Here is a 21,932-nt window from a genome sequence, read left to right as displayed (position 1 = left end):
GGCAAGCCGGACGGTCGAGCAGGCGAGCACGCCACCCGGACCAGGCGGGCCGGACGGCGGGGAAGCCCACCCGCCCGGCCCGCCCGCGGCTCAGCCGGCCTCGCCCGCGCCCCCGCAGGAGGTGCGGACCTCCAGGGAGGGCAGCAGTTCGAGGCGGTGGACGGGCAGCGAGGAGCCGAGGTCCAGGCGGCGCAGCAGCAGCTCCACGGCGGCCGCGCCCACCGCCCGCTTCGGCGGCGCGACGGCGGTCAGCGGCGGCGCGGCGAGGGCCGCGAAGACGTCGTCGTACGCGATCAGCGCCACGTCGTCCGGCACCTGGAGGCCCCGGGCCCGCAGCAGCGGCGGCAGCTGGATGGCGTCCTGGTCGTTGTGGACCAGCACCGCCCGCACGCCCCGGGCGGCGGCCTCGGCGATCCGCTCGGCGACGGCCTCGGAGTCCACGCCGGGGCGGCGGATGTCGATCACCGGTTGCGGTTCCAGCCCCAGCAGCGCCGTCCCCTCGGCATAGCCGGCCCGGACCTGGTGCGCCGTCCAGGTGTCCGCCCGGGCGACCAGCAGCACCGAGCCGTGCCCGAGCGCGGCCAGGTGGCGCAGGGCGAGCAGCACGCCGTGCCGGTGGTCCGAGCCGACGGAGTCCAGCGGCGCGCCCTCGCCGTCGGCGGGCGGGCGGCGCTCGACGAGCACTGCGGGCACCGGCAGCCCTCCGGTCCACAGGCCGCTCTCGCCGCCGGCCGGACGCCAGTTGGGGGTCAGCAGCAGGCCGTCCACCCCGGAGTCGAGCAGTTGCCCGACCTGGGCGCGGTCGTCGGCCGACTCGTACGGGGCGATGGCGAGCACCAGGCGCGCACCGGCGTCCGCGGCGGCCGCCCGGGCACCGCCGATCACCTCGTCGAAGTACGAGCCGACCGTGGGCACGAGCATGCCCAGGACCCGGTCGGCGCCCTCGGCCGCGGTGGGCTTGGGGCGCGGCAGCGAGACGGCGCCGTGCGAGCGTTGCAGCAGCCCGTCGTCGGCGAGCACCGCCACGTCCCGGCGGACGGTGACGGCGGAGAGGCCCATCCGGGCGGCGAGGTCCACCACGCGTACCGTCCTGAGGTCGCGCACGACCTCGAGGATCTGGGACCGACGCTCCTCGGCCGTGATGGTCATGGCTTCCTCCTGCGTGCCCCGTGCCGCACGGCAACTGATCAATCTGGCTCGTTCAATCGAAATTCGATCGAACGAACACAGATGTGCCGAGTCGATCAGAACCACCGTACCGGTCGCACGATCGTCCGGTCAGGTCCTCCCGCGTTCCCGGCCTGCGGAAACCCCTCCCGGACGGCCATGATCGCCCTGCCCGTCCGAGCTCCCTGCCCGCCCGAGCTCCCGGACGGTCCGGTCACCGGTGCGTCCGGTCACCGTCGCGTGGTCGGCCGGCCCCGGTTCACCGGGCCCGCGGGGGCGGCGTCCCGGTACTCCCCCGCAGCACGACCTCGGTCGGCAGGGCCAGTCGGACGGGCCGCCCGCCCCCGTCGGACTCCAGCGCCAGGGTGACGGCACTCGCGCCGAGTCGCTCCAGCGGCATCCGCACCGTCGAGAGCGCCGGCGCCACGTCCGCGGCGAACGGGATGTCGTCGAAGCCGGCCACGGACATCCGGCCCGGCACGTCGATCCCGCGCGCGCGGAGTTCGCCGAGCGCGCCGATCGCGCAGACGTCGGACAGCGCCAGCACGGCGGTCGGCCAGTCGGCCCGCGGGCGGTCGAGCAGCCGCCGCACCGCCTCACGGCCCCCGGCACGGGTGAACTCCACGTACTGGACGGCCCCTTCGGCCGGCTCGACGCCCGCCTCGGCGAGGGCCTCGCGGACCCCGGCGAGCCGTTCCATCGGGACCCGCAGCCGCTCCGGCCCCGTGATCACCGCGAACTCGCGGTGCCCCAGGGTCAGAAGAGCCCGGGTCAGGTCGGCCGCGCCGCCGCGGTTGTCCGGCAGGACGGCGTCGTAGGCGGGGCCGTGGTCGGTGACGGTCGCGATCCGCCCGCCGTCCGCCCGGTAGTCGGCGAGCGCCGCGTCGACGGCCCGGACGGCGGCCGGGTCGGTGTGGGCGGAGCCGGCCAGCACGATGGCCCGCACGCGCTGGCCGTGCAGCATGCGGATGCCCCGCACCTGCGTCTGCGGCTCCCCGTCCGTGTTGATCACCAGCGGGAGCAGCCCGGCCCGCCCGGCGGCGTCGGAGACCCCGCGGGCGATGGCCGCGAAGTACGGGTCGGCCACGTCGTGCAGCAGCACGCCGACGTTGGCCGTGGCGGCCCGGGCGAGTGCCTGGGCGGGGGCGTTCGGCAGGTACCCGAGGGCGTCGGCGCTGGCGCGGACCTTCGCGGCCAGTTCCTCGCCGACCGTGCGGGCCGAGCCGTTGAGCGCCCGGGAGGCCGTCGCGAGCGAGACCCCGGCGTGACGGGCGACCTCACTGAGGGTGACACCCATCGACCGTTCCCCGCTTTCCTCCGCCACCTGCATTGACGTGCGAAGCATATCTCCATAACCTCCGGGAAAGCGCTTTCCCATTGACCGCGCAAGCAGCGGAGGACCACGCATGACTCAGAGGACGATCGGCGTCGTGATGAACGGCGTCACCGGCCGGATGGGCTACCGCCAGCACCTGGTGCGCTCGATCCTGGCCATCCGCGAGCAGGGCGGCCTCGCCCTGGAGGGCGGCGACACCCTGTGGCCCGAGCCGATCCTGGTCGGCCGCGACGCCGGGAAGCTCCGGGACCTGGCGGACCGCCACGGCCTCACCCACTGGACGACGTCACTGGACGAGGCGCTGGCCCATCCGCTCGCCGAGATCTACTTCGACGCCCAGGTCACCCCGGCCCGCGAGCCGGCCCTGCGCGCCGCCATCGCGGCCGGCAAGCACGTCTACACCGAGAAGCCGACCGCCGAGTCCCTCGACGCCGCGCTCGAACTGGCCCGGCTGGCCCGGGAGGCCGGGGTGTGCAACGGCGCGGTGCAGGACAAGCTCTTCCTGCCCGGCCTGCGCAAGCTCAAGCGGCTGGTGGACGGCGGCTTCTTCGGCCGCATCCTGTCGGTGCGCGGCGAGTTCGGCTACTGGGTGTTCGAGGGCGACTGGCAGGAGGCGCAGCGCCCCTCCTGGAACTACCGCGCCCAGGACGGCGGCGGCATGATCCTCGACATGTTCCCGCACTGGCGGTACGTGCTGGACCAGGTGATCGCGCCCGTCCGCTCGGTGTACGCGCACACCGCCACCCACATCCCCGAGCGGGTCGACGAACTGGGCCGCCGCTACCCGGCGACGGCCGACGACGCCGCCTACGGCGTCTTCGAACTGGAGGGCGGGATCACCGCCCAGATCAACTCCTCCTGGGCCGTCCGGGTCGACCGCGACGAGCTGGTGGAGTTCCAGGTCGACGGCACCGAGGGCAGCGCGGTCGCCGGGCTGCGCAACTGCCGGATCCAGCACCGGGCCGCCACCCCGAAGCCGGTGTGGAACCCGGACCTGCCGGCCACCGAGCGGTTCCGCGAGCAGTGGCAGCAGGTCCCGGACAACGGCGAGTTCGACAACGGCTTCAAGGCGCAATGGGAGCTCTTCCTGCGACACGTCGTCACCGGCTCCCCGTACACCTGGGACCTGCTGGAGGGCGCCAAGGGCGTCCAGCTGGCCGAACTCGGCCTGCGCTCCGCCCGCGAGGGCCGCCGACTGGACGTCCCCCCGCTGGAGATCCGATGACCGAGCTGAACCTCCCCGGCCTCGGCCGCCACCGGCTGAGCACCCCGGAACCGCTGGACCTCCCGGCGCACCCGCCGCGGAACCGCACGGCCTTCGCCGCCGCGCACGTCGTCGCCGACCCGCTCGGCGGCAACGCCCCCGGCGCCCCGGCGGCCGTCGACTGGGACGCCACCCTCGCGTTCCGCCACCACCTCTGGTCCCTGGGGCTCGGCATCGCCGACGCCATGGACACCGCCCAGCGCGGCATGGGCCTGGACTGGGCCGCCACCCGGGAGCTGATCGTCCGCTCCGGCGCGGAGGCCCGTGCCTTCAGGGAGTCAGCGCGAAGCGCTCCGGACGAGGGTGGTGGCGGGCGACGGGAGGGAGGCCGGCTCGCCTGCGGCGTGGGCACGGACCAGCTCACCGACCCGGCCGCGGGCCTCGCCGACATCACGGCCGCCTACGAGGAGCAGCTCGCGGTGGTCGAGGAGGCCGGTGCCCAGCCCGTCCTGATGGCCAGCCGCGCCCTGGCCGCGCGGGCCCGCGGACCGGAGGACTACCTGCGGGTCTACGGCCGGCTGATCGCCCAGGCCGGTCGGCCGGTCATCCTGCACTGGCTCGGCGAGATGTTCGACCCGGCGCTGGCGGGCTACTGGGGTTCCGCCGACCCGGACACCGCCGCCGAGACCGTGCTCGCGCTGATCCGCGAACACCGCGCGGGCATCGACGGCATCAAGGTCTCGCTGCTCGACGCCGAGCGGGAGATCGCGCTGCGCCGCGCCCTGCCCGAGGGCGTCCGGCTGTACACCGGCGACGACTTCGACTACCCGCGACTCATCCGCGGTGACGAACTCGGCCACAGCCACGCGCTGCTGGGCGTCTTCGACCCGATCGCCACCCGCGCCACGGCCGCGCTGCACGCCCTGGACGCCGGCGACCTCGACCGGTACGACGCGCTGCTCGCCCCCACCCTCCCGCTCGCCCGCCACCTGTTCGCGGCACCGACGTACCACTACAAGACGGGCATCGTGTTCCTCGCCTGGCTGGCCGGCCACCAGAGCCACTTCACCATGGTCGGCGGGGCGCAGAGCGGCCGCTCCGTCGTCCATCTGGTGGAGCTGTTCCGGCTGGCGGACGCCGCCGGGGTGCTGCCCGACCCCGACCTGGCGGCGCACCGGATGCGGCGGTTCCTCGCGGTGGCGGGGGTGGAGGCGTGAACCGGCTCTCGCTGAACCAGATCACCACCAGGGGCTGGAGCCTGCCGGAGGCGGTGCGCGGCTGCGCGGCGGCCGGCGTCCCGGCGATAGGACTCTGGCGCGACAAGGTCGAGGAGGTCGGCGTCGCCACGGCGGCGAGGCTGGTCCGCGAGGCGGGACTCGCCGTCAGCAGCCTGTGCCGGGGCGGCTTCCTCACCGCCGAGGGGCCCGAGGCCCACCGGGCGGCGCTCGCCGACAACCTCCTCGCCCTGGAGGAGGCGGCCGAACTCGGCACCGACACCCTGGTCATGGTCGTCGGCGGGGTGCCCGCGGGCAGCCGCGACCTGGCCGGGGCGCGGGAGCGGGTCGCCGACCGGCTGGCCGAACTCGCCCCGTACGCCGGCGACCTGGGCGTACGGCTGGCGATCGAGCCGCTGCACCCGATGTTCTGCGCCGACCGGGCCGTGGTCTCCACCCTCGGCCAGGCCCTCGACCTGGCCGAGCGCCACCCCGTCGAGCAGGTCGGCGTCGTCGTCGACAGCTACCACGTGTGGTGGGATCCGGACCTCGCCGCGCAGATCGCCCGCGCGGGCACCCGGATCGCCTCGTACCAGGTGTGCGACTGGACGCTGCCGCTGCCCGCCGACGTCCTGCTCGGCCGGGGCCACGTGGGCGACGGCCACATCGACTTCGGCGCGCTGACGGGGATGGTCACGGCCGCCGGCTACACCGGCTGGATCGAGACCGAGATCTTCAACCAGGAGATCTGGGACACCCCCGGGGAGGAGACCCTCGCGACGGTCGTCGAGCGCCACCACGCGCACGTGGTGGGCGGATGAGGGTCGTCCTCGCCCCGGACTCCTTCAAGGGGACGATCACGGCGACGGACGCCGCCCGGGCGCTGGCGGACGGCTGGCGCTCGGTGCGGCCGGACGACGAGCTGGTCGCGCGTCCGATGGCGGACGGCGGCGAGGGCACCCTCGCCGCCGTCGCGGCCGCCCTGCCCGGCACCACCGAGCACGACGTCCCCCGCTGCACCGGCCCCGACGGGCGACCGGTCACCGGACGGTACGCCCTCCTCCCCGACGGCACCGCGCTGGTGGAGCTCGCCGTCGCCAGCGGACTGCCCCTGATGTCCCGCCCCGCACCGCTCACCGCGACCACCCGGGGCACCGGCGAGACCGTCGCGGCGGCCCTCGACGCGGGCGCGCGCCGGCTGACGGTCGCCCTCGGCGGCTCCGCCTCCACGGACGGCGGCACCGGCCTGCTCACGGCGCTCGGCCTGCGGCTGACCGACGTCCGGGGCAGCGAACTGCCGGACGGCGGCGGGGCGCTGGCGCGGGCCCACCGGGTCGACGCCACCGGCCTGCGACCGGCGCCGCCCGAGGGCGTGGTGCTGCTCACCGACGTCACGAATCCGCTGCTCGGCCCGGACGGCGCCGCCGCCGTCTACGGCCCGCAGAAGGGCGCGGACCCGGACGAGGTCGCGCTGCTCGACCAGGGCCTCTCCCGGCTCGCCGCGCTCCTCGGCGCGGACCCGGCGCGGCCCGGCTCCGGTGCGGCGGGCGGCACCGCCTACGGCCTGGCGGCTGCCTGGGGCGCCGTCATCCGGTCCGGCGCCGCCGCCGTCGCCGACCTCCTCGGCCTCGACCGGGCCATCGCCACGGCGGACCTGGTGATCACCGGTGAGGGCCGGTACGACGCGACCAGCCTGCGCGGCAAGGCGGTCGGGGAGGTCCTCGCCCGGGCCGCCCTGGCCGGTGTGCCCGCCCGGGTCGTCGCGGGCGAGTCGGCCGACGACCGGGTCCTGACCCTCAGCGCGCTCGCGGGCGACCCGGCCTCCGCCCGGGAGCACGCCCGCACGTGGCTGGTCCGCGCCGGTGCCCGCCTCGCGCGGGACGCGCGGGGCTGAAACCCCCGTCGTCCCGCGCGGTCGGGCCTCCGGCCGCGCGGGACGGCGAGGGCCTGTCTCCTGGATCCTTGCCGGGGCGCGACGAAATCCAGGAGACGGGCCCGGGCAGCGCACGGGGCCCGGCACGGCGCCGTCCCGCCCGTCCTCCCGCGGTCACCCGCCCCGGCGCGCTTTCCCGCCGTGCCGTCCCGGCGCCGATCCGGTCGGGGTCGTCGACGTCGGGGCCCTCGCCCCGGTCGTGCCCGGCGGCGGGGCGCCGGCCTACTCGGTCTGGACGGCGATCAGGCAGGTGTCGTCGTCGGTGTCGGCGGGGCTGAGTTCCAGCAGCCGGTCGAGGTACAGCTCCAGGTCCGGGCCGGGGGCGCCGGCCGCCCGGAGCAGCTGCTCCACCGACTCCTCCACCGGGCGGTCCCGGCGTTCGACCAGTCCGTCGGTGTAGAGCAACAGGACGTCCCCCGGGTCGAGCCGGGCGGTGTGCTCCTCGTACTCGGCGTCGTCCAGCGCGCCGAGCAGCACGCCGTGCGGCAGGGGCAGCACCTGGGCTCCGTCCGCGCCGAGCCGGATCGGCGGCAGGTGCCCGGCCCTGGCCCAGCGCAGTTCGCCGCCGAGCGGGTCCAGCAGCACGCACACGGCGGTCGCGGTGACCTGGCCGGGTTCGCGCAGGGCGACGGTGTTGGCCCAGGCCAGCAGCCGGCCGGGGCCGGCGCCGGTGACGGCGAGGCCGCGCAGCGCGTGCCGCAGCGCGACCATCCCGGTGGCCGCGCCGACGCCGTGCCCGGCCACGTCCCCGACCGCGAGCAGCACCCGCCGGTCGGGCAGCACCAGCACGTCGTACCAGTCCCCGCCGACCCGGTCGCGCTTGGCCGCGGGCCGGTAGCGGACGGCGGCATGCAGGCCGGTGACCCCGAGCGGCGGCGGCGCGGCGGGCAGGATCGCCTGCTGCAGCCGCAGTGCCAGCTGCTCCCGCTCGGCCGACTCCTGCTCGCTGTCGGCCAGCCGCTCCCGGGTGGCGCCGAGCGCGACCTCCGTCCAGTGCTGGGCGGAGACGTCGTGGTAGGCACCGCGGACGGCGACCAGCCGGCCGGTCTCGTCGACCTCCGGCTCGGCGATCACCCGGGTGAAGCGGTGGGTGCCGTCGGGACGGTCCAGCCGGACCACCGCGGAGGCGGTGCGGTGGTGGTGCCGGACGGTGTCGAGCAGGCGCCGGATCGCCGGCCGGTCGTCCGGGTGGGTGTGCCGCGCGAGGCGGTCCAGCGGGACGGGCGGCGCGTCCGGCGGCAGCCCGTACAGCTCGCGCAGCCCGTCGCTCCAGCGGATCCGGCCCTCGGCGGGGCGCTCCTCGAACCCGGCCACCCGGGCCAGCCGCTGGGCCTGGCGCAGCAGGGCGACGCGCTCGTCCTCCTCCCGTTCGTCGTCCAGCCGCCAGCACGCCAGCAGCCGGCCGCCGACCGGGACGGCCGAGAGCAGGACGGCCACCGGGACGGCCGGGCCCTGGTCGCGGAAGGCCAGCCGGACCCGTTCGGCGGTCGACGGCACGCCCGTCTCGTAGGCGCGCAGCAGGCGGTCGAGCAGCCCGGCGGCGCAGGCGACGGGGTACGTCTCCACCAGCGAGGCGCCCTCCACCGCCTCGCGGGGCCGGCCGAGCGGGTCGCGGAACCTGGCGTTGACCCGCAGCACCGTGAAGTCGGCGATCCGGTCGGCCCGGACGACGGGGGCCAGCAGCAGCGCGGGGGTGAGCAGCCCGTCCAGGAGGGCGCCGGCCTGCTCGGGGGCGACGGGCTCGGGGGGCCGGCCGAGCAGGGTCGTGCAGAGGTCGGCGAGGGCGTACAGCGCGCGGCGCTGGGCCGGGCCGAGCGCGGGGACGGAGCAGCCGGCGGCGGGGTCCGGGCCGGCGGCCGGCCAGAGCAGCTCCAGCGCGCCCCGGCGGCGGCGCCGGTCGAGCAGCGGGAGGACCGCCCGGGCGGCGCCGGCGCCCACCGAGGGGCCGGCCGTCTCCGGCTCGCCGGGCCACAGCTCGGCCGCGCCGCCGACGACCCGCTGCGCCGGGGTGGGGACGCCGGGCGGCACCCTGGCCCAGTCGGCGGCCTCCTCGGCGGAGAGCCCGGCGTGCGCGGCGAGGGCGAGCGCGCCGCCGGGCAGGCGCTGCCAGACGGCCACGGCGCGGACGCCGAACGCCGCCGCGGCCTGGTCCAGCACGGCCCCGGCGGCGTGCTGGAGGTCGGGCGCGGCGGCGAGCGCGGGCGCGACGGGCGGGCCGGCCTCGGATGGCTGGGCGACGGGAAGGCCGAGGGCCGAGGGCCCGGGCCCGGTGCCCGCGTCGAACCCCGGCCCCGGCTCCCGCTCCGGCTCCGGCAGCCCCGCGATGTCCGCCGCCAGCGCGAGCACCGGCACGCCGGCCTCCCGGGCCAGCCGGGCGAGGTGTACGGCGGCCTCGGTGACCGGCAGGCCGAGCCGCTCGGCCAGGATGCCGGTGGCGAGGTCGACGGCGGCCCTGGTCCGCGCCTCGGCGTGGGCCCGGGCGGCGGCAGCCCGGAGGCGGCGGACGGTCTCGGCCAGGGCCCGGGCGGTGCGTTCCGCGGCCTCCTGGGCGGAGGACTCCGGCCCGGCGGTCACGGCGTGCCCCGGGGCCTGGACAGGGTGCCGGGGCGCCGATCCGGACCAGCGGCACGCCGATCGGTACCGGCCGCACGCCGGGCGGCGGCACCTGCGCGCCGGGCCACGGTTCCCCCGCACCGAGGAGCGGTCATGACGCGCCCAGCCAGTCCCGCATCCGCTCCAGCAGCCGGCCGGTGTCGACCGGCTTGGTGACGTGGTCGTCCGCACCGGCGGCCAGGCTGCGGTCCCGGTCGCCGGGCATGGCCTTGGCGGTGACGGCGACGACCGGCAGCCGCTCGAAGCGCGCGTCGGCGCGGATCGCCGCGATGGCCGCGTAGCCGTCCAGTCCGGGCATCATGACGTCCATCAGCACCAGGTCGGTCTCCGGGTGGCCGCGCAGCAGGTCGAGCCCGGCGCGGCCGTCGGCGGCGTGCAGGATGCTGAGCCCGTGCCGTTCCAGGGCGGCGGTGAGCGCGAAGACGTTGCGGATGTCGTCGTCGACGATCAGTACGGTCCGTCCGGCGAGCGGTCCCGCCGGGGCCGGCGCCGGGGCCGTGGGGGGCCGTTCGACGGGCGCGGGGCTCTCGCCGCCCAGTGCCCGGATCACCCGCCCCCGCAGCTCGTCCAGTCCGCCGACCTGCTCCACGCCCTCGGGCGGCGCGCCGCCGGGCCCGTACCCGAGCACCGGTGTGCCGCCCGCCGCGAGTTCGCCGAGCAGCGGGGCGAGGTCCGCGGAGCCGACCAGGTCCAGCAGTACGCACCGGTACGGCCCGCTGGTGAGCGCGGCCCGCAGCCCGGCCTCGTCGCCCACTCCGTCGACCCGCACCGCCGTCGCCGTCCCGCCCGCCGTCCCGCCCTCCGACGCGCTCCCCGACGCGCTCCCCGACGGGGACACGCCGCCCGACAGCGACGCGCCGTCCGGCGAGGTCGTCAGAGCCCCGACCGCCGCCCGGGCAAGCTGGGTGAGCAGCCCCGGCGGGTCGGGCTCCACCACCAGGACCCGCGCCTCGGCCCCGCCATCCGGGGAGTCCCCGCCCGCCGTCGCCTGCTCGCCGAGCGGCAGGTACAGCGTGAACCGGCTGCCCTGCCCCGCCGCGGAGCGGACGGTGATGGTGCCGCCGAGCAGCCGGGCGAGCTCCCGGCTGATCGACAGCCCGAGGCCGGTGCCGCCGTAGCGCCGCGCGGTGGAGCCGTCGGCCTGCTGGAAGGCGCCGAAGATGGTGTCCAGGTGGGCCGGGTCGATGCCGATCCCGGTGTCGTCCACGTGGAAGGCCACCGCGGCGTGGGTCCGGCCGAGTCCGGGCGGCAGTTCCGCCTCCTCGACGCGTTCGATCCGCAGCTCGACCCGGCCGGTGTCGGTGAACTTGACGGCGTTGGAGAGCAGGTTGCGCAGGACCTGGCGCAGCCGCGCCTGGTCGGTGACGATCCGCTCCGGCACGGCCCGGTCGACGGACACCTCGAAGGCGAGCCCCTTCTGGTCGGCCAGCGGCCGGAACCCGGACTCCACGTACTCCAGCAGTTCCCGCAGCGTGAAGGACTCGATGGCGAGTTCCATCTTCCCGGCCTCCACCTTGGAGAGGTCGAGGATGTCGTTGATGAGCTGGAGCAGGTCGGTGCCGGCCGAGTGGATCACGCCCGCGTACTCGACCTGCTTGGGGGTGAGGTTGCCGCCGCTGTTCTCGGCGAGTAGTTGGGCGAGGATGAGCAGGCTGTTCAGCGGGGTGCGCAGCTCGTGGCTCATGTTGGCCAGGAAGTCCGACTTGTACATCGAGGTACGGGTCAACTCCCGTGCGCGTTCCTCCAGTTCCTGACGGGCCTGCTCGATCTCCAGGTTCTTCGCCTCGATGTCCCGGTTGCGCTGGGCGAGCAGTGCGGCCTTCTCCTCCAACTCGGCGTTGGAGCGCCGCAGTTCCTCCTGTCCGTCCTGCAACTCCTCGGACCTGGCCTGGAGTTCGGCGGTGAGCCGCTGGGATTCGCCGAGCAGTTCGTCGGTGCGGGCGTTGGCCAGCAGGTTGCCGAGGTTGACCCCGCAGGCCTCGGCGAACTGGCCCAGGAAGTCGCGGTGCACCTGGGTGAACGGGTGGACGGAGGCGAACTCCATCACGCCGATCAGCCACTCCTCCAGGGCGATCGGCAGGATGACCACCGAGCGGGCGTCGGTGCCGCCCGTGCCGGAGGAGACGGTGGCGTAGCCGGGCGGCAGGTCGTCGACGGCGACGGTCCGCCGGGTCCGGGCGGCCTGGCCGACCAGGGACTCCCCCAGGCGCAGCCGCAGGTGCTCCCCCGCCGGGCGGCCGTAGGCGCTGATCAGGACGAGCTCGGTGCCGTCCGCGGCCTCCTCGGCGAGGAAGAACGCGCCGTACTGGGCGCCGACCAGCGGGGTCAGCTCGTCGGTGATCATCCGGGCGACGGCGCGGATGTCCCGCCGGGCCTGGATGGCGGCGGAGAAGCGGGCCAGGTTGCTCTTGAGCCAGTCCTGCTCCAGGTTGGCCCGGGTGGTCTCGCGCAGCGATCCGACCATGGCGTTGATGTTGTCCTTGAGGTCGGCGACCTCCCCGGAGGCGTCCACGCTGATCGAGCGGGTCAGGTCCCCTGCCGCGACGGCGCTGGTGACCTCGGCGATCGCCCGGACCTGCCGGGTCAGGTTGCCGGCCAGCTCGTTGACGTTCTCGGTGAGCCGCTTCCAGGTGCCGGAGACGCCCTCCACCCGGGCCTGCCCGCCGAGCCGGCCCTCGCTGCCGACCTCCCGGGCCACCCGCGTCACCTCGGCGGCGAAGGAGGACAGCTGGTCGACCATGGTGTTGACGGTGGTCTTGAGCTCCAGGATCTCGCCGCGCGCGTCCACGTCGATCTTGCGGGTCAGGTCGCCGTCGGCGACGGCGGTGGTGACCTGGGCGATGTTGCGCACCTGGCTGGTCAGGTTGTGCGCCATGAAGTTGACGTTGTCGGTGAGCGCCTTCCACGTCCCGGCGACGTTGGGCACCCGGGCCTGGCCGCCCAGGATGCCCTCGGTGCCGACCTCGCGGGCCACCCTGGTCACCTCGTCGGCGAAGACGGAGAGGGTGTCCACCATGGTGTTGATGGCGTCGGCGAGGGCCGCCACCTCGCCCTTGGCCTCGACGGTGATCCTCCGGGAGAGGTCGCCGCGCGCCACCGCCGTCGCCACCTCGGACATCGAGCGGACCTGGCCGGTCAGGTTGGAGGCCATCACGTTGACGTTGTCGGTGAGGTCCTTCCACGTCCCGGAGACGCCCCGGACGGTGGCCTGGCCACCCAGGTTCCCGGCGGTGCCGACCTCCCGGGCCACCCTGGTCACCTCGTCCGCGAACGAGGACAGCTGGTCGACCATCGTGTTGATGGTCTCCTTCAGGTCCAGGATCTCGCCGCGCGCGTCGACCCGGATCTTCTGGGTCAGGTCGCCCTCCGCGACGGCGGTGGTCACCTCGGCGATCGAGCGGACCTGGGCGGTGAGGTTGTCGGCCATGACGTTGACGGACTCGGTCAGCGCCCGCCAGGTGCCGGAGACGTCCCGGACGTCCGCCTGGCCGCCGAGTCGGCCCTCGGTGCCGACCTCCCTGGCCACCCGCGTCACCTCGTCCGCGAACGAGGACAGCTGGTCGACCATCGTGTTGATGGTCGTCTTGAGCTCCAGGATCTCCCCGCGGGCGGCCACCGAGATCTTCTGGGTGAGGTCCCCCTCGGCGACGGCGGTCGCCACCTGCGCGATGTTGCGCACCTGCCAGGTCAGGTTGCCGGCCATCGCGTTCACCGAGTCGGTCAGGTCGCGCCACGTCCCGGCGACGCCCGGCACCTGCGCCTGGCCGCCGAGCCGGCCCTCGGTGCCGACCTCCCGGGCCACCCGCGTCACCTCGTCCGCGAACGAGGACAGGGTGTCCACCATGGTGTTGACGGTGCTCTTGAGCTCCAGGATCTCGCCGCGCGCGTCCACCTCGATCTTCTGGGTGAGGTCGCCGCGGGCCACCGCCGTGGTGACCTGGGCGATGTTGCGCACCTGCCAGGTCAGGTTGCCGGCCATCGCGTTGACCGCGTCGGTCAGCTCCAGCCAGGTCCCGGTCGCGTCCGGCACCTGCGCCTGGCCGCCGAGCCGCCCGTCGGTGCCGACCTCCCGGGCCACCCGCGTCACCTCGGAGGTCACCCGGGCCAGCTGGTCGGCCATGCCGTTGAAGACCGCGGCGATCTCCCCCAGTACCCCCGGCCGGTCCGGGGAGAGCCGGGTGCGGAAGTCCCCGTCGCGCACGGCGGTCAGCCCGGCGAGCAGCTGCCGCAGCGCCTGCTCGGCCGGGTCGGACGCGGGGGCTCCGGCTACCGGGTGGTGCTCGTCCATCCGTCCACCGTCCGGATCGCTCGCACGGCCGGGGTGCACCCTCCGGGCACCTCGGCACCGAGGGCGGCGGGCCGCCGCCCTGCTCCCACTGTGCCACCGCGGGCCGGGGGTGACACGCGGGGAGCACGCGGGGAGGAGGCCCCGCCCCGGCCCCTGCGCCGGCGGACCCCGCGCCGCAGTGTGTCAGTGCCTCAGCCCGGGACGGTCTCGCGGATCGGGAAGGCGTCGGTGGCGCCGGTGAGTTCGAGCATCCGCAGGATCAGCGGCCGGGGCCGGGCCAGCTCGATCCGGCTGTCGTCCACCGCGGCCCGGGCCTTGGCGCGCAGCAGGGCGTTGAGCCCGGTGGAGTCGCAGAACTCCAGCCCGGCGCAGTCCACCACCACCACGCTGGCCGGCTCGGCGACGGCCCGGTCGAGCGCGGCCCGCAGCTCGGCGGCCGAGTCGAGGTCCAGCTCGCCGAAAAGCACCAGTACGGTGCCCAGGGCCCACGGCCGGATCTCGATGGTGAGCCCCTCGGACCGGTCGACGGCCGGACCCACGTACTTCGACGGGCGCTGCGTCATGGCTGCGCGCTCCTCTCGCTCCGTCCGGCCGCTCGCTCCGCGCGGATCCCGCGCAGGTCGGCGGTCGGCGCTCTCACATCCACGCGGCTATCCGCTGCGGGGCGCCGGAAACCCCTTTCGGTCGCCGGGAAAGGACGCGGCGGGGAGGGCGGCGATCAGCCCCCGTCCCCGTCCGCACCGGCGGCCGTCAGGGCGGGCGGGCGCGCCACCTCCAGCCAGACCTGCTTCCCGCCGTCCTCGGGCCGGGAGCCCCAGGCGGCGGCGAGCCGGTCCACCACCCGCAGCCCGTGCCCGCCCGGCCGCCCCGTCGTGGCGGACGGGCGCAGCCGCGGCGGGACGGGGCTGGCGTCCGCGACCTCCACACGCAGCCGGGCGCCGTCCCAGTGGAGCCGCAGCTCGCGCGGGCCACCGGGGGCGTGCAGACAGGCGTTGGTGACCAGCTCGGAGACCATCAGCAGGACGTCCTCGGCCGCGGCCCGCCGGTCCTCGTCGACGGCCGGCAACCAGTGCCAGGACACCAGCGCCCGGCGGCTGAACTCGCGGCTGCGCTGCACCGCGCCGGCGCTACCGCCCAGCACCAGCCGTCTGGTCTGCTCCCGGCCTGGCGGGCCACAGTTCCCGGGGCGGTCCACGGCCTGCCTCCTCATCTCGGCCCGGCCGGGGCGCCGGGCCCGGCGGGGCCCTCGCCGGAGGCCGCCAGCGCCGCGCGGAGGTCGGGGTGGACGCGCAGCACGTCGTCGGCCCCGGTGATCGCGAACAGCCGTGCCACCAGCGGGCCGGGACCGGCCACTTCCAGCCGCAGCCCGGCCGCCTGGGTGTCCAGCCGGGCGCGCAGCAGGACGTTCAGCCCGGTCGAGTCGCAGAACCGCAGGCCGGCGAGGTCGACCACGATCCGCTCGATGCCGGCCGACGACGGCGGGCGGGCCAGCGCGGCGCGCAGCCCGTCGGCGCTGTCGTGGTCCAGCTCCCCGGCGACGGTGACGACCCGTACCGGGCCTCGGTCGCCCACCGCGACGCTCAGATCGCCGGACGCGAACTCGCCGCCGCCACTGGGGCCGTCCCCACCCGGTCCGTCCCGCTCCGGTCCGTCCCCACCCGGTCCGTCCCACTCCGGGCCGTCCCGGCCGGCGGGCTCGCGGGGCTGCTCGGGTGACCCTGCCATGGCTCGCTCCCGGTCCGACGGGGACGGTGGGGACGGCGGGGCGCCGTCCCGACCATCATCGCGCGCACCGTGCCGGGCCGCGCGGACGACCGTACCCGTGAGCACCGCGGGTACGGTCGGGAGCGCCGTTCCTCGACCGTCCATGCCTGCGCGCCTGCCCGAACGCCGCCGGGACACACCCGCCGGCACGGACGCACCGCGCCGCAGGGCCCGGTTCGCGCCCCGGATCGCCCGGGTTCACCCCGGTTCGCCTCCCGGATGTTAGAGCCCGCCGTGACGGGGCAGTCGCCCTGTGGCGGGGCCGAAGGCCGCTCGCCGGTTCGTGCCGCCCCCAGAGCCAGGCCCTGGCCCCGACCGGGGCGCTCGGACACATGGAGGACAAGGACAGGCCCGTGAGATTCCTCGACCGCAGCACCGCCGGACACCAGCTGGCCCGCACGCTCGCCCCGCTGCTGAACGGGCCGCCCGATGGCGCGGTGGTGGTCCTCGGGCTCGCGCCCGGCGGGCTGCCGGTGGCCGCCGAGGTCGCCGAGGCCCTGGGCGCGCCGCTCGACGCCGCCGTGGTCCGGCCGCTGGCGGTGCGCGGCCACGACCGTCCGGTCGGCGCGATCGCCGACGGCGACCCGCCGCTGGTCGACCGGGACACCCTGCGGAGCCTGGGCGTCACCGCGGCCGAGCTGGGCGCGAGCGTCAAGCGCGAGCGGGTCGAGGTCCACCGCCGCGAGGCGCTGTACCGCCAGGGCCGGGACCGGCTGCCGGTGCAGGGGCGCACCGCCGTCCTGGTCTCCGACGGACTGACCGACGCCCTCACCACCCGGGCGGCTCTGCACGCCCTCGCCGCCGACCGGCCGGAGCGGCTGATCGTCGCCGCGCCGGTCGGCGACGCCCGGGTCGCGGCCGACCTGCGCCACGACGCGGACGCGGTGGTCTGCCTCCACCTGCCCCGCTACGCGCACGCCGCCGGTCCCTGGTACGGCGAGTTCCACGAGGTCACCGACCGCGAGGCGGCGGTCCTCCTGCATCGGCGCACCCCGCCGGGCGACCGCCCCCTGGCCGGCCGCGCGCCGAGGCACGCGGCCCGGAGCTGAGCGACATTCGTCCCCGTCACGGCCGGTTGCCGGGCCCCGCCAAACCCGTTGCCGGACGAAGGGCGTACGGACCATCCTTCCGCCATGAACCATCCACCGCACGTCATCGCCCTGGACGGGGGCGTCCTGCGCCGTTTCGACGGCGAGTCGGACCTGCCCGAGTTCTTCGCCGTCATCGAGGAGTCACTGGAGCACCTGCGGCCCTGGATGCCGTGGGTGGCCGAGCACAGCCGCGCCAAGACCGCCGAGTTCCTCGCCGGCCGCGCCGAACTCTGGGAGATCGGACGGGAATTCACCTACGCGATCGTGCGGGACGGCGCGATCGTCGGCACCTGCAGCCTGTTCCGCCGCGACGACACCCCGGCCGAGGCCCGCGAGATCGGCTACTGGCTGCACCCCGCCGCGACCGGGCGCGGGCTGGTCACCCGGGCCGCACGGGCCCTGGCCGTCGAGGCCTTCCGCCTGCCCGGGGTGGAGTGCGTCGAGATCGTCCACGACCCGGCCAACCGGGCCAGCGGCGCCGTCCCGGCCCGTCTCGGCTTCACCGAGCACCGGCGCCGCCCCGCCGAGGCGCTCGCCCCCGGCGAGACCGGCGAGGAGCTGGTGTGGCGGCTCACCAGGGACCAGGCGCTCGCCTGGGAGCAGGCACCCACCGGAGAACAGTCGGAGCGGACCTCGACCGGGTGACCCGACGCCCTCCTCCCCGTCACGGCGACGTCAGTTGACGGTTCATCACATCAACTGAGGCACGCTATGGCGGAGCGGGAAGTCGGGCTAGGATCACGGCATGGCCACCGCCCGGTCTCCGTTGCGCACACGACGCGCCCGCCCCCGAGGGGTGGCGGCGCGGCTGTTCTGGCTGGGCGCCCTGCTGGCGGCCGTGTTCGCGGCACACGGGTTCGGCGTCGAGAACGGCGCCGGGCACACCGATCCGATCCGGATCGTCTGGTCCGCCCAGACCGAACAGGCCGTGACGGCGGACGGCGGCTCACAGGCCCAGCAGGCCCCACGGGCCCCGCAGCCCACCCTGCCCGCGCAGCACCAGGAGCACGACGAGGACGCCGACCACCCGGGCGGCGAGTGCCTGTCCGGCAAGCCCGAGGACGCTCCCCGCACCGACGCCGCCCGGTCGGCCGTCGCCGTCCAGCCCGCCCTCGGCGGCGCCGCGCCGGCGCCCGGCCGGGTGGGCCGGACAGTCGGAAGTGCCGAGTCCGGCGCGCCCGAACTCCCGCACCGGATCGCCCTGCTGAGGATCTAGACCCGCCACCGGGCCGCGCCCCGCCACGCCTGCCTCGCGGTGCGGGCCGGTGCGCGCTGCCCGGGTCCGCTCCCCCGTCCTCGCCGATCCGCTGCCGCCCTCGCGCGGCCGCGCGGAGTCCCGTCATGCCGATCAGGCTCCTGGCCGCGCTGTTGCTCGGCCTGTTCTCCCTGCTGCCCGTCGGCTGCGCCCAGCAGCACCTCGACGCCCGGCAGTTCCATCCGGCCGGGGTGACCGCCCCGGTCGACCCGCACGAGTCCTCCACCGGATCCCCGGAGCCGCACTGCGCGGCCGGGGAGGCCGCCGTTCCCGCGCAGCGCCCGTCCCGGTCCGTCCGCTCCGTCTCCGTTCCCGCGCCCTCCCCCGTCGCCGTCAGCGGCGAAGGCCGGGCGGCTCTCCCGGCGCGGCACGCGGCGGCGGCCGTCGTGCGCGGCACCCGTACGCCCGGGCCGAGAGGCCCGCTGCTGGTCACCGGTCGGTGGCGGATATAGGCGGTTCGGTGTTCGCCCGAACCGTCGAACTTCCGCCAACCCCCCGACAGGAGACGAGACATGACGTCCCTCACCCATCACACGGACGACCACCCGGCCCTCGGCGGCCTGGTCGGCAACACCCCGGTCCTGCGGATCGGCGAGCCGCTCGCCCCGGCGGGCCGCGGCTTCTGGGCCAAGCTGGAGGGCTTCAACCCCGGCGGCATCAAGGACCGCCCGGCCCTGCACATGGTCCAGCGGGCCAGGGCCCGGGGCGAGTTGATCCCGGGCGGCCGGATCGTGGAGTCCACCAGCGGCACCCTGGGCCTGGGCCTCGCGCTGGCCGGCATGGTGTACCGACACCCGGTAACGCTGGTCACCGACCCGGGGCTGGAGCCGGCCATGACCAGGCTGCTCACCGCGTACGGCGCCGAGGTGCAGGCGGTCACCAGCCCGCACCCGAGCGGCGGCTGGCAGCAGGCCCGGCGCGACCGGGTGGCCGAGCTGCTGGCCCGCCACCCCGGCTCGTGGTGCCCCGACCAGTACAACAACCCCGACAACACCACCGCCTACACCCCGCTGGCGCTCGAACTCGCCGCCCAGCTGGGCCACCTGGACGTCCTGGTGTGCAGCGTCGGCACCGGCGGGCACTCGGCCGGCACCTCCCGGGTGCTGCGCCAGCTCTACCCGGGCCTGCGGGTGGTCGGGGTGGACACCGTCGGCTCCACGATCTTCGGCCAGCCCGCCCGCACCCGGCTGATGCGCGGCCTCGGCTCCAGCATCTACCCGCGCAACGTCGCCTACCAGACCTTCGACGAGGTCCACTGGGTCGCCCCGGCCGAGGCCGTCTGGACCTGCCGCCGGCTGGCCGCCTCGCACTACGCCACCGGCGGCTGGAGCGTCGGCGCGGTCGCCCTGGTGGCGGGCTGGCTGGCCCGCACCCAGCCCGCCGGCACCCGGATCGCCGCGGTCTTCCCGGACGGGCCGCAGCGCTACCTCGGCACCGTCTACGACGACGAGTACGGCGCCGCGCACGACCTGCTCGACCGCCCGCCGGCCGACGACCCGGACGAACTCGCCCGGCCGGACGAACGGGAGGTCACCCGCTGGACCCGCTGCGCCAAGGTGGTCGACCCGCTGACCCTGGCGAGCACCTGCGGCGGTGCCGAGTGAGGGAGCTGACCGCCCAGTTCCGCGGCCACGAGCGCAGCGTCCGGCTGCTGATGGTCAACCAGTTCACCATCAACCTGGGCTTCTACATGCTGATGCCCTACCTGGCCGCCCACCTGTCCGGGGGCCTGGGCCTGGCCGGCTGGACGGTCGGGCTGGTGCTCGGGGTGCGCAACTTCACCCAGCAGGGCATGTTCCTGGTCGGCGGCACGCTGGCCGACCGGTTCGGCTACAAGCCGCTGATCGTGGCGGGCTGCCTGCTGCGCACCGCCGGCTTCGCCGCGCTCGGCCTCTCCTCCTCACTGCCCGCCCTGGTCGCGGCCTCGGCGGCCACCGGCCTGGCCGGGGCGCTGTTCAACCCGGCCGTCCGGGCGTACCTGGCCCGGGACGCGGGCGAGCAGCGGGTGGCCGCGTTCGCGCTGTTCAACGTCTTCTACCAGGCGGGCATCCTGCTCGGCCCGCTGGTGGGCATGGCGCTGACCGCGGTGGACTTCCGCACCACCTGTCTGGTCGCGGCCGGGGTGTTCGCGGTGCTCAGCGCGGTGCAGATCCGTTCGCTGCCGGCCCGCAGGGGCGACGGCCCGGCCGGGGGCCCGGAGCGTACGGGTGTCCTCGTGCAGTGGCGCGGGGTGCTGGCCAACCGCCCGTTCCTGCTCTTCGCGGGCGCGATGACCGGCTCGTACGTGCTGTCCTTCCAGGTGTACCTGGCGCTGCCGCTGGAGGTCCGCCGGCTGGGCGGCGACGGCACCGGCGGGACGGTGGCGACGGCGATGCTGTTCGTGGTGTCCGGGCTGGGCACGATCCTGCTCCAGACCCGGGTGACGGCCTGGTGCCGGGCCCGGATCGCGCCGGGCACCGCCCTGGTCGCGGGGGTGGCCGTGATGGGCTCGGCGTTCCTGCCGCTGCTCGCCGCCTCGGCCCTGCCCGTTCCCGGCGCCGGCCCCGGGCGCTGGGCGCTCGCCGCCGGGCCGCCGGCGCTGGCCGCGTTCCTGCTGGCCCTGGGCACGATGCTGGCCTACCCGTTCGAGATGGACACCGTGGTCCGGCTCTCCGGGGACCGCCTGGTCGCCACCCACTACGGGCTCTACAACACCGTCTGCGGGATCGGCATCACCGTGGGGAACCTGCTGACCGGCGCGGCCCTGGACGCCGCCCGCGCGGCCGGGCTGGCCGCGCTCCCCTGGCTGGCGCTGTGCGCCCTCGGGGTGATCTGCGCGCTCTCGCTGCACGCCCTCCACCGGGGCCGGCGACTCACCGGTCCCGAGCCGGCGCCCGCCCGGTAGGAGCCTCCGAACGGCGGATCCGCGAGGTCACCCCGGGGCCCGCGGGTCCGCCGACACCCCATCAGAAAGCTTGTACCGAACGGTCCGTTTCCTCATACTTCCGGTCAGCGCCTGTCAGGAGCAGATCATCCGTCGTGCTTCCGGAGAGCACCGGCCGGGGTCCGCCCACCGCCTGACCGCGCTTCACGGCCCCAACCCTCAGGGCCGTCACCCCTTCAGGAGGACATCGGTGAGGACCATGCGCACCACCGCCCGCACCGGCACCACGCGCCGCTTCCGCCTGCTCGCCGCGGCCCTCGGCCTGCTCACCGCCACAGCGGTCGCCACACCGGTCGCCGCCGCCACCAGCCCCGCTGCCACCAGCCCCGTCGGCACCGCCAAACCGGAACAGCTCTCGGCGATCAGCGACACCATCCTGAAAGCCGAGGTCAACGGCACCGCCTGGTACGTCGACGAGACCGCCGGACGCGTCGTGGTGACCGCCGACAGCACCGTCACCCCGCTCGCGCTCGCCAAGCTGATGAGCGCCGTCGGGCCCAACGCGCCCACCGTCGACGTCCACCGCGTCCCCGGCGTGTTCGCCCCGCTGGTCGCCGCCGGCGACGCCATCTACGGCGGCCAGTACCGCTGCTCGCTCGGCTTCAACGTGGTGAGCGGCAGCACCCACTACTTCCTCACCGCCGGGCACTGCGGCAACGTCGCCCCCGACTGGTACACCGATCTCAACCACACCACCCGGATCGGCCCGACCATCAGCTCGACCTTCCCCGGCCACGACTACGCGCTGGTCCGCTACGACAACAGCGCCCTCAGCCACCCCGGCGGCTTCACCTCCGCCCCGAACGCCTTCGTCGGCGAGGCGGTCAAGCGCACCGGCTCGACCACCGGCACCCACGGCGGCACCGTCACCGGCCTCAACGCCACCGTGCGCTACTCCGACGGCAGCATCGTCACCGGCCTGATCCAGACCAACGTCTGCGCCGAGGCCGGCGACTCGGGCGGCCCGCTGTACGACGACACCAAGGCGCTCGGCCTCACCTCGGGCGGCAGCGGCAACTGCACCTCGGGCGGGACGACCTTCTACCAGCCCGTCAACGCGGCGCTCTCCGCGTACCACGTCAGCGTGTACTGACCGGACGCCTGTGGGCCCACCGCACCGGGTGCGGTGGGCCCACAGGCGTGT

General features: G+C 75.8%; 18 protein-coding genes. 11 read left to right on the top strand and 7 right to left on the bottom strand.

Translation table 11 applies throughout. The features are described from left to right. Positions 1-90: 90 nt before the first annotated feature. Together ACIQ87_RS06030 and ACIQ87_RS06025 are read right to left on the bottom strand one after the other, a co-directional pair. Positions 91-1,149 carry a substrate-binding domain-containing protein gene (locus ACIQ87_RS06030; protein WP_402402185.1) on the bottom strand — a complete coding sequence of 353 codons (1,059 nt, stop codon included), beginning with the start codon at positions 1,147-1,149 and terminating at the stop codon, positions 91-93. Positions 1,150-1,426: 277 nt separating this feature from the next. Continuing rightward, positions 1,427-2,464 carry a LacI family DNA-binding transcriptional regulator gene (locus tag ACIQ87_RS06025; RefSeq protein ID WP_402402182.1) on the bottom strand — a complete coding sequence of 346 codons (1,038 nt, stop codon included), beginning with the start codon at positions 2,462-2,464 and terminating at the stop codon, positions 1,427-1,429. A gap of 109 nt (positions 2,465-2,573) precedes the next feature. Here ACIQ87_RS06025 and ACIQ87_RS06020 point away from each other — a divergent pair, with 109 nt between their 5' ends. From ACIQ87_RS06020 to ACIQ87_RS06005, 4 genes are read left to right on the top strand one after another with little or no spacing between them, the layout of a single operon-like run. Next, positions 2,574-3,728, top strand: a complete 1,155-nt coding sequence (locus ACIQ87_RS06020) for a Gfo/Idh/MocA family protein (RefSeq protein ID WP_402402179.1) — start codon at positions 2,574-2,576, stop codon at positions 3,726-3,728. Beyond that, complete coding sequence (locus ACIQ87_RS06015) at positions 3,725-4,924, top strand: dihydrodipicolinate synthase family protein (protein ID WP_402402176.1); 1,200 nt, start codon at positions 3,725-3,727, stop codon at positions 4,922-4,924. Before ACIQ87_RS06020 ends, ACIQ87_RS06015 begins: the two co-directional genes overlap by 4 nt. After that, positions 4,921-5,742: a sugar phosphate isomerase/epimerase family protein gene (locus ACIQ87_RS06010; protein WP_402402173.1), complete on the top strand. Its 822-nt coding sequence runs from the start codon at positions 4,921-4,923 to the stop codon at positions 5,740-5,742. Before ACIQ87_RS06015 ends, ACIQ87_RS06010 begins: the two co-directional genes overlap by 4 nt. Then, the gene (locus tag ACIQ87_RS06005) at positions 5,739-6,815 is read left to right on the top strand and encodes a glycerate kinase (protein ID WP_402402170.1); all 1,077 of its coding nucleotides are present in this window, start codon (positions 5,739-5,741) and stop codon (positions 6,813-6,815) included. The genes ACIQ87_RS06010 and ACIQ87_RS06005 overlap by 4 nt, the downstream gene beginning before the upstream one ends. A 261-nt stretch (positions 6,816-7,076) precedes the next feature. Here the strand turns inward: ACIQ87_RS06005 and ACIQ87_RS06000 are convergent, their stop codons facing one another. From ACIQ87_RS06000 to ACIQ87_RS05980, 5 genes are all read right to left on the bottom strand, one after another. Then, complete coding sequence (locus tag ACIQ87_RS06000) at positions 7,077-9,428, bottom strand: PP2C family protein-serine/threonine phosphatase (protein ID WP_402402167.1); 2,352 nt, start codon at positions 9,426-9,428, stop codon at positions 7,077-7,079. A gap of 130 nt (positions 9,429-9,558) precedes the next feature. Beyond that, on the bottom strand, positions 9,559-13,755 hold the full coding sequence (locus tag ACIQ87_RS05995) for a HAMP domain-containing protein (RefSeq protein ID WP_402402164.1): 4,197 nt from the start codon (positions 13,753-13,755) through the stop codon (positions 9,559-9,561). A 191-nt stretch (positions 13,756-13,946) separates the two neighbouring features. After that, positions 13,947-14,318 (bottom strand): STAS domain-containing protein, encoded by a 372-nt coding sequence (locus ACIQ87_RS05990; RefSeq protein WP_402402162.1) that lies wholly within the window; start codon positions 14,316-14,318, stop codon positions 13,947-13,949. A 155-nt stretch (positions 14,319-14,473) separates the two neighbouring features. Then, positions 14,474-14,950, bottom strand: coding sequence for an ATP-binding protein (locus tag ACIQ87_RS05985; protein ID WP_402402159.1), 477 nt, complete (start codon positions 14,948-14,950; stop codon positions 14,474-14,476). Between the two features lie 11 nt (positions 14,951-14,961). After that, positions 14,962-15,480 carry an STAS domain-containing protein gene (locus ACIQ87_RS05980; RefSeq protein WP_402402157.1) on the bottom strand — a complete coding sequence of 173 codons (519 nt, stop codon included), beginning with the start codon at positions 15,478-15,480 and terminating at the stop codon, positions 14,962-14,964. 392 nt (positions 15,481-15,872) lie between these two features. Between ACIQ87_RS05980 and ACIQ87_RS05975 the strand changes: the two genes are divergently transcribed. From ACIQ87_RS05975 to ACIQ87_RS05945, 7 genes are all read left to right on the top strand, one after another. Then, positions 15,873-16,568, top strand: coding sequence for a phosphoribosyltransferase (locus ACIQ87_RS05975; RefSeq protein WP_402402154.1), 696 nt, complete (start codon positions 15,873-15,875; stop codon positions 16,566-16,568). A gap of 84 nt (positions 16,569-16,652) precedes the next feature. Further along, positions 16,653-17,255 carry a GNAT family N-acetyltransferase gene (locus ACIQ87_RS05970; protein ID WP_402402151.1) on the top strand — a complete coding sequence of 201 codons (603 nt, stop codon included), beginning with the start codon at positions 16,653-16,655 and terminating at the stop codon, positions 17,253-17,255. Between the two features lie 100 nt (positions 17,256-17,355). Beyond that, complete coding sequence (locus ACIQ87_RS05965; RefSeq protein WP_402402148.1) at positions 17,356-17,826, top strand: hypothetical protein; 471 nt, start codon at positions 17,356-17,358, stop codon at positions 17,824-17,826. 125 nt (positions 17,827-17,951) lie between these two features. Continuing rightward, positions 17,952-18,317, top strand: coding sequence for a hypothetical protein (locus tag ACIQ87_RS05960; protein WP_402402145.1), 366 nt, complete (start codon positions 17,952-17,954; stop codon positions 18,315-18,317). 60 nt (positions 18,318-18,377) lie between these two features. Continuing rightward, on the top strand, positions 18,378-19,469 hold the full coding sequence (locus tag ACIQ87_RS05955; RefSeq protein WP_402402142.1) for a PLP-dependent cysteine synthase family protein: 1,092 nt from the start codon (positions 18,378-18,380) through the stop codon (positions 19,467-19,469). Between the two features lie 50 nt (positions 19,470-19,519). Next, positions 19,520-20,749, top strand: coding sequence for an MFS transporter (locus tag ACIQ87_RS05950; RefSeq protein ID WP_402402735.1), 1,230 nt, complete (start codon positions 19,520-19,522; stop codon positions 20,747-20,749). A gap of 229 nt (positions 20,750-20,978) precedes the next feature. Further along, positions 20,979-21,881: a S1 family peptidase gene (locus ACIQ87_RS05945; RefSeq protein WP_402402139.1), complete on the top strand. Its 903-nt coding sequence runs from the start codon at positions 20,979-20,981 to the stop codon at positions 21,879-21,881. Positions 21,882-21,932 lie beyond the last annotated feature (51 nt).

The sequence above is a fragment of the Kitasatospora sp. NPDC096204 genome (assembly GCF_044763205.1).
Taxonomy (GTDB): Bacteria; Actinomycetota; Actinomycetes; order Streptomycetales; family Streptomycetaceae; genus Kitasatospora.
Note: the sequence above shows the minus strand (reverse complement) of the source record. Positions and strands in the feature narration are given on the sequence as shown.

Excerpts from the sequence above, each read along its gene's own strand:
- ACIQ87_RS05955 (WP_402402142.1), top strand. The coding sequence starts at position 18,378 with ATGACGTCCCTCACCCATCACACGGACGACCACCCGGCCCTCGGCGGC.
- ACIQ87_RS05970 (WP_402402151.1), top strand. The coding sequence starts at position 16,653 with ATGAACCATCCACCGCACGTCATCGCCCTGGACGGGGGCGTCCTGCGC.
- ACIQ87_RS05995 (WP_402402164.1), bottom strand. The coding sequence starts at position 13,755 with ATGGACGAGCACCACCCGGTAGCCGGAGCCCCCGCGTCCGACCCGGCC.
- ACIQ87_RS05950 (WP_402402735.1), top strand. The coding sequence starts at position 19,520 with ATGGTCAACCAGTTCACCATCAACCTGGGCTTCTACATGCTGATGCCC.
- ACIQ87_RS05965 (WP_402402148.1), top strand. The coding sequence starts at position 17,356 with ATGGCCACCGCCCGGTCTCCGTTGCGCACACGACGCGCCCGCCCCCGA.
- ACIQ87_RS06030 (WP_402402185.1), bottom strand. The coding sequence starts at position 1,149 with ATGACCATCACGGCCGAGGAGCGTCGGTCCCAGATCCTCGAGGTCGTG.
- ACIQ87_RS06005 (WP_402402170.1), top strand. The coding sequence starts at position 5,739 with ATGAGGGTCGTCCTCGCCCCGGACTCCTTCAAGGGGACGATCACGGCG.
- ACIQ87_RS06025 (WP_402402182.1), bottom strand. The coding sequence starts at position 2,464 with ATGGGTGTCACCCTCAGTGAGGTCGCCCGTCACGCCGGGGTCTCGCTC.
- ACIQ87_RS05960 (WP_402402145.1), top strand. The coding sequence starts at position 17,952 with ATGCCGATCAGGCTCCTGGCCGCGCTGTTGCTCGGCCTGTTCTCCCTG.
- ACIQ87_RS06020 (WP_402402179.1), top strand. The coding sequence starts at position 2,574 with ATGACTCAGAGGACGATCGGCGTCGTGATGAACGGCGTCACCGGCCGG.
- ACIQ87_RS05980 (WP_402402157.1), bottom strand. The coding sequence starts at position 15,480 with ATGGCAGGGTCACCCGAGCAGCCCCGCGAGCCCGCCGGCCGGGACGGC.
- ACIQ87_RS06015 (WP_402402176.1), top strand. The coding sequence starts at position 3,725 with ATGACCGAGCTGAACCTCCCCGGCCTCGGCCGCCACCGGCTGAGCACC.
- ACIQ87_RS05990 (WP_402402162.1), bottom strand. The coding sequence starts at position 14,318 with ATGACGCAGCGCCCGTCGAAGTACGTGGGTCCGGCCGTCGACCGGTCC.